Below are 14,894 nucleotides of genomic sequence, written 5' to 3'. Positions count from 1 at the left end.
CCGCGGGCGAAGGGCGGCCATTCCAGATAATCCACCGGAGTGAAACATCTCCGGCCGGGAAACCGCCGGGCTGTGGCACGAAGGCGACGGCTGCACGCATTCAAGGGCGATGCGCGGCCCCACCCCGCAACCCTCGCTTGCAAAGACGCCCCGCCCCGGCAGCGGGCCGCGCCGGGACATCCTGACGCCCCGGCTTTCCCCGGGACCGGCAAGGCTCTAGCGTGGCGGTTCCGCCGCCGGCGCGGCTGCCCGGCCGCGGCCGCCGGCTTCTGGACAAGGACACACGCATGACCCGGACCTGCAGATGGGGCATCATGGCCACCGGCCTGATTGCCGATACCTTCGTCAAGGACCTCGCCACCGCCGGCCTGCCCGTCGCCGCGGCCGGATCGCGCTCCCCCGGAAAGGCAGAGGCCTTCGCCGCGGCGCATGGCATCCCCAGGGCGCATGGCAGCTACGAGGCGCTGGCCGCCGATCCCGATGTCGACGTGATCTACATCGCCACGCCGCATCCCTTCCATGCCGGCTGCGCGCGGATCGCGCTGGAGGCCGGCAAGCACGTGCTGGTCGAAAAGCCCTTCGCGATGAATGCCCGCGAGGCGCGCGGGATCGCCGCGCTGGCCGAAGCGAAGGGCCTGTTCGCGATGGAGGCGATGTGGACGCGGTTCCTGCCGCACATGATCCGGCTGCGCGAGATCCTGGCCGAAGGGACGCTGGGCACGATCCGCAGCCTGCGGGCCGACCATTCCCAGGCCCTGCCCGAAGATCCCGGCCACCGGCTGAACAAGATGGAGCTGGGCGGCGGCGCGCTGCTCGATCTCGGGATCTACCCGGTGTCCTTCGCCCTCGACGTGCTGGGCATGCCGCAGGAGATCAAGGCGGTGGCCCGCTTCAAGGAGACCGGCGCCGATGCCGAGGTCGCCGCCGTGATGCGGCACGGCTCGGGCGCGCTGTCGCATCTCATCTGCGCCAGCGACACGGCCGGGCCGAACACCGCGCAGATCATCGGCGACAAGGCGGTGCTGGAGCTCGACGCGATCTGGTACGCGCCCTGCCGCATGCGCGTCGTGGCGCATGACGGCACGGTGCTCGAGACCTTCGACACGCTCCCCGAGGGCCGCGGCATGCAGTTCCAGGCGCTGGCCGTGCAGGAGGCGATCCTGGCGGGCCGCCGGTCCTCCCGCCGCAGCGGCCACCGGGATCGCCGCCTCGCGGACATCCTGCCCGGTGAGAAGGCCGGCCTGCATCTGGTCTCTCCCCCGTTCCCGCGGCTCGGCGGCGGGCCATCCGGAGCAACCCCCGAAGGAGAATGCCGCGGAAGAGGCCGCCGGCCCAGTCACCGTGCAGCGCGATCAGGGGGCTAGGCACATCCGGGAAACTGAACCTCCTTGACGGAGGCCATGCAGGAAGGCTTCGGCGTTCGGCGCATGGCCGCCAGCTGTCATTCCCGGGTCTCTTCGTGCCTCCCCAGCCGTATTTGCGCGATGAGGCCATCGAAGGCGCAGAGGAAGACCTCCATGGCGGCGGCTGGGCTCCCGGGATCGGGCCTGCGGTCCGGACCCCATTCCAGCCTGCCGTGCAAGAGCCAGACCGTCAGAGGCGAATGCCACGTCCCCGCACACGACCGGCAGCGGATCGCGGCCCGGCGCAACGACTGCACCCGTCATCGCCCCAACTCGAGCCTCGACCGGCTCCCCCGATCGGGGCATCATCAATGGGCGTTGTTGCACAAAGATGCTCCGGGATTCACTCGCAGGTCGTCGTCGGTGGCCTGGGCCGACGGGATGTCCGCGGCATCGAGCAGGTCCACGAGCCCCGCCGCCGCCGCGCCGATGTCGCCGACCATCCGCAGGCTCGGCCGGTCGAGCCGCGGCGTCTCCAGCGTGTCGGGCAGGATCTGCACGATCCGCTTGCCGCGCAGATAGGCGCCCTCCTCGGTGGTGTGCTTGCTGAGGCTGGCGCCGAAGGCGAGGATGCAGTCCGAACGCATGATCGTCTCGGTCGCCGCCGGATGGCTCAGCCCGCCGCAGATGCCCAGATCGAAGGGATGGCCGCGGAACAGGCCCTGCGCCTTCAGCGTGGTGCAGAGCGGCGCGCCGATCCGGTCGGCAAGCCGCACCAGAGCCTCGCGATGGCCGATGGCGCCGCGCCCGGCCAGGATCAGCGGCCGGCGTGCCGAAGCCAGCATCCCCGCCGCATCCATCAGGTCGTCCTCGCGCCCTGCGGGGGGCCGGTGTCCGCCTCCGGCGGGGACACGGGGCGCCGGACCGTTTCCGTCTCCGCCTCTCCAGGGAAGGACGGCCCGCCGCCGGCTGAACCGCGGCGGGGTTCGCGCGGCGCACAGCCCCCTGCACATCATCGCCATCAGACGTCTCAGGCTGGTTCCACGGACCCAGGCCCATGTCGCCAAACGCGTGGCTGCAGCGCAGCCTGCGCGACGGGCGGCGCAAGACGGATGTCGAGGCGGTCGCCATTGCCGCCCGGACCAATCGCGCGTCAATGGCAACTCCGCGCCATGGTGTTCAACCGCCTCTGCGCGCCGGACAGCAAGCTCGGCTGCCTGCGCGATCCGCTCGGCCATCGCCATGCGCGGCCAGGGGCCCGTGTCGAAGGCGCGGCGAGCCGCCGCTACGGCACGGTCCACGTCGGCCGGGGCGGCCGCGGCAATCCTGGCGATCACCTCTTCGGTGAAAGGCGAAACCACGGAGATCCGCTCGCCTCCCGACGGGAGATGCCATTCCCCGCCGACAAAGAGGGCATTGTCATGCGCGTTCCAAACCATCGGCAGATGTCTCCTCAAATCTCGCGGTCCGGGCCCGGCCGTGATGTGCCGTTGCGCCCCTGCCTCGACGGCACATCACGTGGCCATCGCCGGAAGCGGCACAGGCGCGCTGCGCCCGATATCCGGTCCCGCCCATGACTGCATCCATTTCCGCCGCCTGGCGAGGCCCGGGCCGCAGATTCTCCGGTCTCATAGGAGACACCTATCCCCTTTCGAGGTCCGGCCATTGCCAGGTGCCCCAGTCCCAATCTCCCCATCCAGAAAACCTTTGGAACCCCGACGCAAAACTTCGGATCTCCGCCTCCATTTCAGAGCGCCCGGCCCGCCGTTTCCAAAAAACTTGCAGATAAAACCTCTTCCGCGCCCAGGCTCGACCCGCGTCCCTCTGCCAGCGCCACACAGTTCGCCCTCTAAATGTTCACATCTAACCAATTGTTATTTCGTTATTTTAAAATATTCCGGACGTGTAGCGGCGGTCCGGGGCCGCGGGCGGAGACGACCCGCGATCCGGGCCGGACCAGACAGCCCATCGGTTTTCCTTGACCAGCCATAGGCTTCCGCGGCGCCCGCGAAAATTGACGAAGAGGGGGCGGTCCGTGGTTAATTGGGTCCAGACGAAGCGATGCCGGACGCTTGGCATTGCCGAATGAAAAGACCGATGGGCGAGAGAATGAAAACAAGCATAGTTGGCCTGGGACAGACGGAGTTTTCAAAGAATTCCGGACGAAGCGAGCTGAAGCTTGCCACCGAGGCGATCCTGGCCGCGCTGGAGGATGCGGGGCTGGAGGTCGACGACATCGACGGCCTGGTCCGCTACACATGGGATCACACCAGCGAGGCGACGATCGTCAATGCGCTCGGCATCAAGGCGCTGAAATACTACGGCGAGACCGAATTCGGCGGCGTCAATTGCTGCGGGGCGGTGGCTCAGGCCTCGGCCGCGATCGAGGCGGGGCTCGCGTCCTGCGTGGTGTTCTACCGGGCGCTGAACGCGCGCTCCGGCGTCCGCTTCGGCCGTGGCGAACGGGTGCTCGAAGAGGTCGATGGCGGCCTCGTCACGCGCCAGCCCGAGCCCCCGGGCGACATCTATTCCGCACCCTTCGGTTTGCTCGTCCCCGGCCAGCACCACGCGCTCTATGCCCAGGCCTATGCCGGTCATTACGGGCTCGATACCGAGGCGATGACCGAAATGCTGGGCGCGATCGCGGTGACCCAGCGCGGCTATGCCAACGGCAATCCCCGGGCGCTGCTGCATGACCGCACGCTGTCGATGGAGGAATACCGCGCGGGCCGGGTGATTAGCACGCCGCTCAGGATCTACGATTACTGCCTCGAGACCGACGGGGCGATGGCGATGGTCATCGTTTCGCGGGAACGGGCGCGCAGCCTCGGCGCCAAGGCGGTCGACGTCCTGGCCGCCGGGCAGCACATCTTCCCCGGCTCGGTGCCGATGTACCTCTATGCCGCCGACACCCACAGCTTGGCACCCGAAGCCGTCGGCCGCGAGCTCTTCGGCAAGGCCGGGCTCTCGGCCTCCGACATCGACTTGGCGATGATCTACGACGCCACCTCGATGATGGTGCCGATCGCGCTGGAAGACTTCGGCCTGATCGGCCGCGGCGAGGCGCATGGTTTCTTCACCTCCGGTGGCCACGGCCCGGGCGGGACGCTGCCGGTCAACACCCATGGGGGGCTCCTGTCCGAGGGGTATTTCCACGGGCTCAACACGATCGCCGAGGGGGTCCGCCAGCTTCGCGGCGAGTCCCACAACCAGGTCTCGGCGGAAACCGCACTCGTCACCCTCCGCGGGGCAAGCTCAATGGTTCTGGGACGCGCATGACTGTTATCCGACCCTCCGACGACTATCTCGACCAGCCGTTCTGGACGCATCTCGCCGCCGGAACGCTGCATCTGAGCAGCTGCGAAGACTGCGGCAAGGCACATCATCCGCCCTCGCCGATCTGCCCGCATTGCCGGTCGTTCAACACCGGCTGGAAACCCGCCTCGGGGCGGGCAACGCTGAAATCCTTCACCGAGGTCCGCCATCCGGTGCACACGCTTCTGGAGCCGGCCGTGCCCTATGTGGTGACGCTGGTCGAGCTGGAGGAAGGCGTCCGCATGGTCAGCGGCCTGCCGCCCGGCCAAGAGGCCGAGCTGCGCGTCGGCATGGCCCTCGAATGCACGGTGATCCGCCACGATCCGCGCTTCGCCCTGCCCTACTTCCTGCCCGCCCCCGCGGCAGGGCACCCCGACACCGCCTGAGCCCGCCGCGCCGCGCGCCATCTTGCAGAGGTCCCCATGCAGAACAACAGACCCCTCAAGGGGATCCGGGTGCTCGATCTCGGATCCTTCATTGCCGGCCCCTATGCGGCCGAAATCCTCGCCATGCTCGGTGCCGAAGTGGTCAAGGTCGAGCCGACCCATGGCGGCGACCCGTTCCGCCGCGGCGAAGGCATCGGCAGCCCGTATTTCGTCCAGGCCAATGCCGGCAAGAAGAGCCTTGCCGTCAACCTCAAGGCCCCCGAGGGCTGCGCGCTGGTCAAGTCGCTTCTGCCGCGCTTCGACGTCTTCATCGAGAACAGCCGTCCCGGCGTGATGGAGCGGCTCGGCCTCGGACCCGAGGTGGTGCGCGGCATCAACCCGTCGATCGTCTATGCCTCGGCCTCGGGCTTCGGCGATGGCGGCCCGTGGCGCGACCGCGCCGCCTATGACACGATCGGCCTGTCGATGAGCGGCTTCCTGTCGCTGATGAGCGACGAAAACCGCAACCAGCTGGCGGGGACCTGCATCGGCGATCTCACGACAGGGCTGGTCTGCGCGCTCGGCATCGCCTCCGCCTTGGTCGGCCGCGAGCTCGATCCGCAGCGCGGCGGCTCCGAGCTTAAGACCTCGCTGCTCGAAGCGATGTCGACCATGACCGTCGACGCACTGACCCAGATGTTCGAGACCGGCGAGCGGCCGCACCGCGAAAGCCGCCACCCGGCGGCGAACAGCTTCTGCGTCAAGACCTCGGACGGCAGCTGGATGACCGTCCACCTGTCCTCGCCGCAGAAATTCTGGATCGCGTTCCTTGCGGCGATGGACAACCCGGAATTCGGCGAGGACCCGCGCTTTGCCACCTATCCTGACCGGCGCGCCAACTATTTCGCGCTGCGCCCGCTCGTGGAAGCGGAATTCCTGCGCCATGACCGCGCCGAATGGGAGCGCCGCCTGGTCGCGGCGGACGTGCCCTTCGCGCCGGTTGTCACCATCGACGCGCTGCCCGGCAACGAGCAGATGCAGTGGCTCGACATGTTCGAACCCGCCCGCCCGGACGGCCAGCGCCTCTTGCGCGCGCCCTGGCGGATCAACGGCGAGCGGCCCGGCAAGCCGGACGATGCCCCCGATATCGGCGCCCATACGCGGGAGATCGCGATGGAAGTGCTCGATGCCCAGACGATCGAGGCGCTGGTCGCGCGCGGCGTGCTGGCCCAAGCCTGAAGCGGAAGACGGAAGAAGAGACGATGACGAAAACTCCGGTATGGCTGAGCGCCGAAGAGGCGCTGACGCGGGTGGGCAGCGGCATGTCCGTGCTGTTCCCGCATCTCAGCGCCGAGCCGCTGGCGCTGACCCGCGCCCTGTGGTCCCGGGCCGAAAGCCTCGAGCGGCTGACGGTCTGCAGCGGCATGCTGCTGTCGGGCTACGGGTTCCTGTCCTCCCCGGCGGCGCCGAAGGTGACCTTCAAGACCTGGTTCCTGCCCGGCACGCTGCTGCGCAAGACCACCGGCGACGTGAAGGCCGAGTACCTGCCGATGACCTGGGCGCAAACCGCGCGCTATCTCGACGAGACGCCCTTCGATGTCGGGCTGATCCAAGTCTCGCCCGCCGACGCTGACGGCTGTTACAGCGTCGGACTGAACAGCACCGTCGTGCAGTCGATCCTGCGCCGCGCGAAGCTAGTGATCGCGCAGGTCAACCCGAAGGTGCCGCGCACCCGCGGCCCGTCGCAGATCGATCCGGCGCAGATCGACATCCTGGTCGAGGCCGAGGAGCCGCTGGCCGAGTTCCCGAACCGGCCCGGCGACGACATCGACGAGACCATCGGCCGCCAGATCGCCGGGCTGATCCCCGACGGCGCGGCGGTCAGCTTCGGGGTCGGCGGCATCCCGCTGGCCGCCGCCGAGGCGCTGATCGCGCGCGGCGCGCGCGGGCTGCGGCCGTTCAACACCCTGACCGACCCGGTGATGAAGCTGATCGAGGCGGGCTGCGCCGCGGACGGCCTGCCCAAGGCCCATGCCGGCGACATCTTCGGCTCGCAGGCACTCTATGACTGGGTGCACGAGAATGACGCGGTCGCCATGACCGAGGCGCTGCAGACCCACACGGTCGAGAGCTTCGTCGGCCGCAGCCCGGTGGCATCGGTCAATTCAGGGCTGGAGATCGACCTCTACGGCCAGGTCAACGCGGAAACCATCGGCGGCCGCCAGTCCGGTGCGATGGGCGGCCTCGTCGATTTCGCGATCTCCGGCCAGCTCGCCGACAGCACCTTCATCCTCGGGCTGCGTTCGCGCACCAACAAGGGCAAGGCGCGGATCGTGCGGCGGCTCGACGGCGACATCGTCTCGGTCTCGCGCACCTTCGTCGAGACGGTGGTGACCGAACACGGCGTGGCCTCGCTGCGCAACAAGACGGTCCGCGAGCGCGCCCGCGCCATCGCGGCCATCGCCCACCCCGACGACCGCGCCGCGCTGCTGGCCGAAGCGGAGACCCTGGCATGAGCAGCGCGGTCCTGGAGGAGAAGACCATGACGGACAGCCCGAAACCCGGCCGCAGCCCCCGCAAGGTGATCATCACCTGCGCGGTGACCGGTTCGATCCACACGCCCTCGATGTCGCCCCACCTGCCGGTGACGCCCGAGCAGATCTCGGATGCCGCCATCGGTGCCGCCGAGGCGGGCGCGGCGATCATCCACCTGCATGCCAGGAACCCGGTGACCGGGGTGCCGGACCAGTCGGTCGAGGCCTACACGAACATCCTGCCGGTCATCAAGCAGCGCACGGATGCGGTGCTGAACATCACCACCGGCGGCTCGACCACGATGACCACCGAGGAACGGCTGGCCCCGGCTCTGACCTACCGCCCCGAGGTCGCCTCGCTCAACATGGGCTCGATGAATTTCGGCCTGTTCCCGATGCTGGCGCGGATGACCGGGTTCAAGCATGACTGGGAACGCGACTATCTCGAGGGCTCGAAGCACCGGATCTTCAAGAACACCTTCGAGGATATCGAGATGATCCTGACCCGCTGCGCCGATAACGGCACGCGGTTCGAAGTGGAATGCTACGATATCGGCCATCTCTATACCTGCGCGCATTTCGCCGATCGCGGGCTGATCAAGCCGCCCTTCTTCATCCAGAGCGTCTTCGGCATCCTCGGCGGCATCGGCCAGCATCCCGAGGACGTGATGCACATGAAGCGCACCGCCGACCGCCTGTTCGGCGACGACTACCAGTGGTCGGTGATCGGCGCGGGCAAGGGCCAGACCCAGATCGCGCTCCAGTCGGTGATGCTCGGCGGCAATGTCCGCGTCGGGCTCGAGGACTCGCTGTGGCTGCGCAAGGGCCGGATGGCCGAAAGCAATGCCGAGCAGGTCGCCGCCGCGCGCCGGATGATCGAGGATCTCGGGCTCGAGGTCGCGACCCCGGACGAAGCGCGCGAGATGCTCAAGTTGAAGGGCGGGCATGATGTCAACTTCTGAGGATATCCTGCTGAGCCGCGAGGAAGACGGCATCCTGCGGCTGACGCTGAACCGCCCCGAGCGGCGCAACGCGCTGAACGAGGCGCTGATCCTGGCGCTGACCGAGGCCTTCGCCGCGGCGTCCCGCAGCCCTTCGGTGCAGGTGATCGTGCTCTCGGCCACCGGCGACAAGGCGTTCTGCGCCGGGGCGGATCTGAACCCGAATGCCGGAACCTTCGGCTTCGACTATGCCTCGCCGACCACCGCATATGCCGAGCTGATGCGCCAGGCGCGGCGCGGCACGGTGCCAGTGATCGGCCGGATCAACGGGCATTGCCTGGCCGGCGGCATGGGGCTCTTGGCGATCTGCGACATGGCGGTGGCCGCCCCGACCGCAAAATTCGGCCTCCCCGAGGTCAAGGTCGGGGTCTTCCCGATGCAGGTCGCCGCGCTGCTCATGCCGCTGATGTCCGCCCGGAAATTCGCCGAGATGTGCTATACCGGCGAATTCCTCGACGCAGCGGAGGCGCAGGCGGCCGGGCTGGTCAACTACGTGGCCGATCCCGCCGGGCTCGACGCCCGCGTCGACAGGCTGGCTGCGACGGTGGCGGCGCGCTCGCCCACCGCGATCCGCCGCGGCAAGCATGCGCTCAACGCCATGGCCGGCATGACCCCGGAACAGGCGATCGCCTACATGGAGGCGCAGATCGGCCTCATGCCCATGACCGAGGACGCGCAGGAAGGCATGGCCGCCTTCGCCGCGAAGCGTGCGCCGGTCTGGACCGGCAAGTGACGGAGAGACCGGCATGAGCGACATCCCCGCCCGCATCCACATCGTCGAGGAAGGCCCGCGCGAGGGCTTCCAGGCCGAGCCGCCCGGCGTGCCCACCGCCGACAAGATCCGACTGATCGAGGCGCTGGCCGCGACCGGCGTGCCCGAAATCGACTGCGCCTCCTTCGTCAACCCGAAAGTGCTGCCGCAGATGGCGGATGCCCTCGGGATCGCCGAAGGCATCCGCCGCGCACCTGGCGTGACCTACAGCTGCATGTGGCTGAACGACAAGGGCTTCCTGCAGGCCGCGGAAAGCGGGCTGAACCTGCCCGCGCTGACCAGCGGCAGCGCCTCGGACACCTTCCTCGAGCGCAACAACCGACGCAGCCCCGAGGCCCAGCTCGAGGGCCAGCGCAAGCTGCGCGCGCTCTATGACGCCCACGGCCTCGGCAGCGGCCCGGTCTATCTCTTCACCGCTTTCGGCTGCAACTACGAGGGCGAGATTCCGCATGAGAAGGTTCTGGCGCGCGCCGCCGACCTGGTCGGGCTCTGCGAAGAGGCCGGATCGCCGCCCTCCTGCATCTATCTCTGCGACACGATCGGCGCCGCCGATCCCGGGCTGGTCCGCCGCCTCGTCGGCGCGGTCCGCGACCGCTGGCCGGACTATCCGGTGGCGCTGCACCTGCACGACACCCGCGGGCTCGGCATCGCCAATGCCATGGCGGGGCTGGAGCTGGGCGTGGCGCGCTTCGACGCTGATCGACCTGGTCGCGGAGCTGGGGGACGCGCTGCAGATCGGCTTCGACCGGCATTCCGACGGCGAGGCGATGCTGGCCCATTCGCCGCGCGCGATGGCGGATATCCGCGAGGAGGCCGCCGCCAGCGCGGCGGAATACGGCGTTGCGGCCGAGGTGCTGGAGCCCGGCGCGCTTGCGGAACGGGGACTGGCGGCACGCAGCATGCATGGCGGTCTCCATCTGCGGCTGGGCTTCGGGCTGAACCCGCGGAAATACGTCACCGGGCTGGCCCGCGGCTGCCTGGCAGCGGGCGTGCGGATCCATGGCGGATCGCCGGTCATCCGGATCTCCCGCGGGCACGGCGGCTATCTGCTGGAGACCCCGGCGGGCCGGCTCCGGGCAAGGCGGCTGGTGCTGGCGACGAACGGCTATGCCTCGGACGACCTGCCGGACTGGATGCGGGCGCGGTTCCTGCCGGTGCAGTCCTCGGTGCTGGTGACCCGGCCAATCACCCGAGCCGAGCGACAGGCGCAGGGCTGGACCTCGGACCTGATGGCCTATGACAGCCGCCACCTGCTGCACTATTTCCGCATGCTTCCCGAAGGGCGGTTCCTTTTCGGCATGCGCGGCGGCATCCGCTGGACCCCGGCGACCCACCGGTCGATCCGGGCGAAGATGCGCGCGGATTTCGAGGCGATGTTCCCGGAATGGCAAGCGGTGGAGACGCCGTTCTTCTGGTCGGGGCTTGCGAACCTGACGCGGCGGCTGGTGCCCTATGTCGGGCCCCTCGGCGACTGGCCCGGCGCGGTGGCGGCCTTCGGCTATCACGGCAACGGCGTTGCGATGGCCAGCTGGTCGGGAAGCCAGGCGGCGAAGCTTCTACTGGGCGAGGCCGATGACCTGCCCGGATTTGTCCGCCTGCCGCCGAAACGCTTCGAGCTGGGGCGGTGCCGCCGGCTGGCGCTGGCTGGGGCCTATCTCTGGTACGGGCTGCTCGACCGGCGCTGAGACTCCCTCTCCCCTCGGGGGAGAGGGTTGGGGTGAGGGGCGCCCTTTGGCGCGGTTGCGCGCCGCCGCCGCCCTGCCTAGCGTCATGGCATGAGCACAGCCTATTTCGCCCACCCGTCCGGTCTCGCCCATGTCACCCCGCCCGGCCATCCCGAGCAGGTGGCCCGGCTGCAGGCCATCGCCGCCGTGATCGACACGCCCCGCTATGACGCGCTGATCCGGACCGAACCGCCGGTCGCAGCCGATGAGGATATCCGGCGCTGCCATCCGCAGGCCTATATCGACCGGATCGCGGGGGCGATCCCCGGGGCGGGCTGGGCGGCGCTCGACGGCGACACGCATCTCTGCCCCGCGTCGATGGAGGCGGCGCGGCGCGGGGTGGGCGGCTGCCTGAAGGCTGTGGACATGGTCCTGGCGGGCGAGGTGAAGAACGCCTTCGCCGCGATGCGGCCGCCCGGGCATCATGCGGAAACCGAAACGGCGATGGGCTTCTGTCTCTTCGGCAACGCTGCCATCGCGGCGAAACATGCGCTCGACCATCATGGTCTGTCCCGCGTCGCGGTGGTCGATTTCGACGTGCATCACGGCAACGGCACGCAGGATCTGCTGTGGGACGAGGCACGGGCGCTCTTCGTCTCGACCCACCAGATGCCGCTCTTTCCCGGCACCGGGGCGCATACCGAGCGCGGCGCGCATGGCCAGATCGTCAATGTCCCGCTTCCGCCCGGCTCCGATGGCAGCCTGATGCGGCGGATCACCGACGAGGTGATCCTCCCGGCGCTGGAGCGGCATGCGCCCGAGCTGATCATCGTCTCGGCCGGGTTCGACGCCCATCGCGCGGACCCGCTGGCCAGCCTCGACTGGGAGACGGAAGATTTCGCCTGGATCACCGAACGGCTCTGCGATGCGGCAGACGCGCTTTGCGGCGGCCGGCTGGTCTCGACACTGGAGGGCGGGTATGATTTGGCTGCCCTCGCCGCCTCCGTGGCGGCGCATGTCGATGTTCTGATCAAGCGGGGCGGTTGAATGGCCGAGAAGAAAGTCACCGAGATGAGCTTCGAGGAGGCGATGGCGGCGCTCGAGTCGGTCGTCAGCCAGCTGGAGCAGGGCGAGGTCGGTCTGGAGGACTCGATCAAGCTCTACGAACGCGGCGCCGAGCTGAAGGCGCATTGCGAGACCAAGCTGAAGCAGGCCGAGGAAAAGGTCGCGGCGATCACGCTGGACCGCAACGGAGAGCCCGCCGGGCTGAAGCCGGTCGAGGGCCTCTGATCCATGGGCATGGCGCGGCTCGGCCCGGTGGCCGATGCGGTCCGCTCGCGGCTGCTCGAGGCAATCGCGGCGGAACCGGCGAGCGTGATCCGCGACGGCATGGCCTATGCCTGCCAGGGCGGCAAGGGGCTGCGCGGGTTCCTCGTGGTGGAATCGGCGCGGCTTCACGGGGTCGCGGGCGCGGAGCAGGCCGGTGCGGCGGTCGAGGCGCTGCATGCCTACTCGCTGGTCCATGACGACCTGCCCTCCATGGACGATGACGACCTGCGCCGCGGCCAGCCGACCGTCCATGTCAAATGGGACGAGGCGACGGCGGTTCTCGTCGGCGACGCGCTGCAGACCCTGGCCTTCCGGCTTCTGGCCGATCCCGGCGCCTCTGCAGACCCGGCGGTCCGGGCCGATCTGGTGCTGTCGCTGGCCGAGGCTTCGGGCGCCGGCGGCATGGTGCTGGGCCAGGCGCAGGACATCGCCGCGGAAACCCGGCGCTGTGGCCCGCTTGGCGGCAGCGCGCGCGCCCCGGCGGACAAGGTCCGGTCGGCCGCCGCTCCGGGGCCGCGTTTTCCGTCATCCGGCGGACTGGCGGTTCCTGATCCTGTGAACGGAACGGGGCGAGGCCGATCCGTGCCAATGTTCCGTCTGCGGAAGCAGCCGGGTGGCCTTGCGATCAAGGATGCCTGCGCCGGCGAGGCGCCGGATGACGCATCCGCAAAGGTCACTCCATCGGTCCGGCTGTCCGCAGGCCCTCCACGCCGGGCCGCGGGACGCGATCCGACCCGGGGCCGATGCGGAGGCGCGGCGCTGCTGAGCCCGGGCGCCGGCGGCTCGGGCATGCCGCTTGCCCTGCTCAAGTTAACCTCTCAAAGCAACTTGCGAGATGCAACTCAGAGCTGCCGTTCTGCCGCTACATCAAGAATTCCGGAGTGCGACACTAGCCGAACCGCCAAGCGTATATGGGGGACCATCCATGTGCAGAACGCTTTTCGCCGACGTGGTTCCCTCGTTCCTTCCCGGCAGCCCGCCCTTCGGCGTGCCGTCCGTAACGGACAGTCCTCCCGACATCCCGGAGCCGCCGCCGGAGGAACCGCGCGACAGCCGGGGGCTTTCGGAACAGGCGCCGGACGCCGCCGTCCTGCCCGACGGGCCGGAGCCCTGCCCGGAGGACCGCCCGGACAGTCCCGCCGATGCCGTTGCCCTGGCGGCGGAGATGCGCGCGCTGACGGTTCCGGCCGGCGCGGTGGCCGGGGCGGGGCTGGCCTTCGGCTTCGTCGCGCTGCTGTCCTTCGGCGCCGGAAGCGGGCCCGACCGCATCATCCTGGCCGGGATCGCGGGATCACCATCACCCCGAAGACCCGCCGCAGCGCCTCGTGGCGGCGGCGGATCTCCTCCGCGCCGGGATAGAGCCGGTCGACCTCGGCAAAGGCGGGCTCGAGGATCGGCAGCGCCATCAGGTCGTCTTCGGTGAAGAGACCGGCGCGCAGACCGTCGAGCAGGTCGTGATTGGTATAGGCGATATCGTCCGACAGCGCCGCGACCTGCGCCTCGGCGCTGGCATGGGTGGCCAGCTCCAGGTCGTGCTGGGCATTGTAGGTCGCCAGCGCCGCGGGCACCGCGCCCAGCACCGGCCCGTTATGCTTGGCGATCCCCTCGAGGCATTCCCAGGTCAGGTTCAGCCCGTCGAAGGCGGCGTATTGCGTTTCCAGCCGGGTGACGATGCGGATCGCCTGGGCATTGTGGTCGAAACCGCCGTAGGGCGCCATGCAGTCATGCAGCGCGTCCTCGCCGGTATGGCCGAAGGGCGTGTGGCCGAGGTCATGCGCCAGCGCCACCGCCTCGGTCAGGTCGCTGTTGAGCCCCAGCGCCCGCGCGATGGTCCGCGCGACCTGCGCCACCTCGATCGAATGGGTCAGCCGGGTGCGGTAGTAGTCGCCCTCGTGCTCGACGAAGACCTGCGTCTTGTGCTTGAGCCGCCGGAAGGCGTTGCAATGGATGATGCGGTCGCGGTCGCGCTGGTAGGGCGAACGGAATCCGCTTTCCTCCTCGGGGTGGAGGCGGCCCCTCAGCCGCTCCGGGTCGCTCGCATAGGGCTGGCACATGGCGTGCTGCTNTTCTTGTCTGTGGCCNTGTCCTTCACATATATTGCCTGATCTGAGCTTCCAAGAGNCGGAGAGCGCCCCCATGGATCTGACCCTGCCCCCGAAAGTGACCGAGCGCGCCTTCCTGCGCCTCGCCGAGATCAATGCCTCTGCGGCCGACCAGNAAGGCCCTGCGCGTCGCGGTCGAAGGCGGCGGCTGCTCGGGCTTCCAATACGAGATCACGCTCGACGAGCCCGGCGAGGGCGACCTGGTGCTCGAAGGCCAGGGCCAGAAGGTCGTGGTCGACGAGGTCTCCCTGCCCTTCCTGTCGAATGCGGTGATCGATTTCTCCGAGGAGCTGATCGGCGCGCGCTTCGTGATCGAGAACCCGAATGCCGCCTCGTCCTGCGGCTGCGGCACCAGCTTCTCGATGTGATCCCGGCCGGACGGGCCCGCCTGCGGCCCGCCCGGCTCCGGACGCTCAGCGTTCGCTGAGCAGGACCTGGCGGCGCTCGCTGTCTTCGCGCAGGTAGTTGA

General features: G+C 69.1%; 11 protein-coding genes and 5 pseudogenes. 13 read left to right on the top strand and 3 right to left on the bottom strand.

What is annotated here, in order from left to right; genetic code table 11:
* Positions 1 to 287: 287 nt before the first annotated feature.
* Entirely contained in the window at positions 288 to 1,364 is a 1,077-nt protein-coding gene (locus tag C7T91_RS22420; protein WP_108261725.1) for a Gfo/Idh/MocA family protein, read from the top strand.
* A 347-nt stretch (positions 1,365 to 1,711) separates the two neighbouring features.
* On the opposite strand, the gene C7T91_RS36590 is transcribed toward C7T91_RS22420, so the two are convergent.
* On the bottom strand, positions 1,712 to 2,203 hold the full coding sequence (locus C7T91_RS36590; RefSeq protein WP_236638412.1) for a hypothetical protein: 492 nt from the start codon (positions 2,201 to 2,203) through the stop codon (positions 1,712 to 1,714).
* A gap of 411 nt (positions 2,204 to 2,614) precedes the next feature.
* Positions 2,615 to 2,782: pseudogene (locus C7T91_RS39850) on the bottom strand (aldehyde dehydrogenase family protein); the annotation flags it as partial.
* A 670-nt stretch (positions 2,783 to 3,452) separates the two neighbouring features.
* Here C7T91_RS39850 and C7T91_RS22395 point away from each other — a divergent pair.
* The 11 genes and pseudogenes from C7T91_RS22395 to C7T91_RS22350 form a co-directional block, all read left to right on the top strand.
* Positions 3,453 to 4,622, top strand: coding sequence for a thiolase C-terminal domain-containing protein (locus tag C7T91_RS22395; RefSeq protein ID WP_145962983.1), 1,170 nt, complete (start codon positions 3,453 to 3,455; stop codon positions 4,620 to 4,622).
* The gene (locus tag C7T91_RS22390) at positions 4,619 to 5,044 is read left to right on the top strand and encodes a Zn-ribbon domain-containing OB-fold protein (RefSeq protein ID WP_108261312.1); all 426 of its coding nucleotides are present in this window, start codon (positions 4,619 to 4,621) and stop codon (positions 5,042 to 5,044) included. Before C7T91_RS22395 ends, C7T91_RS22390 begins: the two co-directional genes overlap by 4 nt.
* Positions 5,045 to 5,080: 36 nt before the next feature.
* A complete protein-coding gene (locus C7T91_RS22385; RefSeq protein WP_108261304.1) occupies positions 5,081 to 6,262 on the top strand; it encodes a CaiB/BaiF CoA transferase family protein in 1,182 nt (393 codons plus the stop codon).
* A gap of 23 nt (positions 6,263 to 6,285) precedes the next feature.
* Positions 6,286 to 7,539 (top strand): acetyl-CoA hydrolase/transferase family protein, encoded by a 1,254-nt coding sequence (locus tag C7T91_RS22380; RefSeq protein ID WP_108261302.1) that lies wholly within the window; start codon positions 6,286 to 6,288, stop codon positions 7,537 to 7,539.
* Between the two features lie 26 nt (positions 7,540 to 7,565).
* On the top strand, positions 7,566 to 8,519 hold the full coding sequence (locus C7T91_RS22375; RefSeq protein WP_108261721.1) for a BKACE family enzyme: 954 nt from the start codon (positions 7,566 to 7,568) through the stop codon (positions 8,517 to 8,519).
* Complete coding sequence (locus tag C7T91_RS22370; RefSeq protein ID WP_236638411.1) at positions 8,503 to 9,291, top strand: enoyl-CoA hydratase-related protein; 789 nt, start codon at positions 8,503 to 8,505, stop codon at positions 9,289 to 9,291. The genes C7T91_RS22375 and C7T91_RS22370 overlap by 17 nt, the downstream gene beginning before the upstream one ends.
* A 13-nt stretch (positions 9,292 to 9,304) precedes the next feature.
* Positions 9,305 to 10,033 (top strand): annotated as a pseudogene (locus C7T91_RS36580) (hydroxymethylglutaryl-CoA lyase); the annotation flags it as partial.
* On the top strand, positions 9,984 to 11,015 hold the full coding sequence (locus tag C7T91_RS22365; protein WP_161556055.1) for an NAD(P)/FAD-dependent oxidoreductase: 1,032 nt from the start codon (positions 9,984 to 9,986) through the stop codon (positions 11,013 to 11,015). The pseudogene C7T91_RS36580 and the gene C7T91_RS22365, both read left to right, overlap by 50 nt.
* 90 nt (positions 11,016 to 11,105) lie before the next feature.
* Positions 11,106 to 12,041 (top strand): histone deacetylase family protein, encoded by a 936-nt coding sequence (locus C7T91_RS22360; protein ID WP_108261298.1) that lies wholly within the window; start codon positions 11,106 to 11,108, stop codon positions 12,039 to 12,041.
* Entirely contained in the window at positions 12,042 to 12,284 is a 243-nt protein-coding gene (locus C7T91_RS22355) for an exodeoxyribonuclease VII small subunit (RefSeq protein ID WP_108261296.1), read from the top strand.
* Positions 12,285 to 12,287: 3 nt separating this feature from the next.
* A pseudogene (locus C7T91_RS22350) lies at positions 12,288 to 12,764 on the top strand (polyprenyl synthetase family protein); the annotation flags it as partial.
* An 851-nt stretch (positions 12,765 to 13,615) separates the two neighbouring features.
* On the opposite strand, the pseudogene dgt reads toward C7T91_RS22350, so the two are convergent.
* Positions 13,616 to 14,377 (bottom strand): annotated as a pseudogene (dgt, locus tag C7T91_RS22345) (dGTP triphosphohydrolase); the annotation flags it as partial.
* A gap of 88 nt (positions 14,378 to 14,465) precedes the next feature.
* Here dgt and C7T91_RS22340 point away from each other — a divergent pair.
* Positions 14,466 to 14,793: pseudogene (locus C7T91_RS22340) on the top strand (HesB/IscA family protein).
* Positions 14,794 to 14,894 lie beyond the last annotated feature (101 nt).

The organism is Mangrovicoccus ximenensis (assembly GCF_003056725.1).
Taxonomy (GTDB): Bacteria; Pseudomonadota; Alphaproteobacteria; order Rhodobacterales; family Rhodobacteraceae; genus Mangrovicoccus; species Mangrovicoccus ximenensis.
Note: the sequence above shows the minus strand (reverse complement) of the source record. Positions and strands in the feature narration are given on the sequence as shown.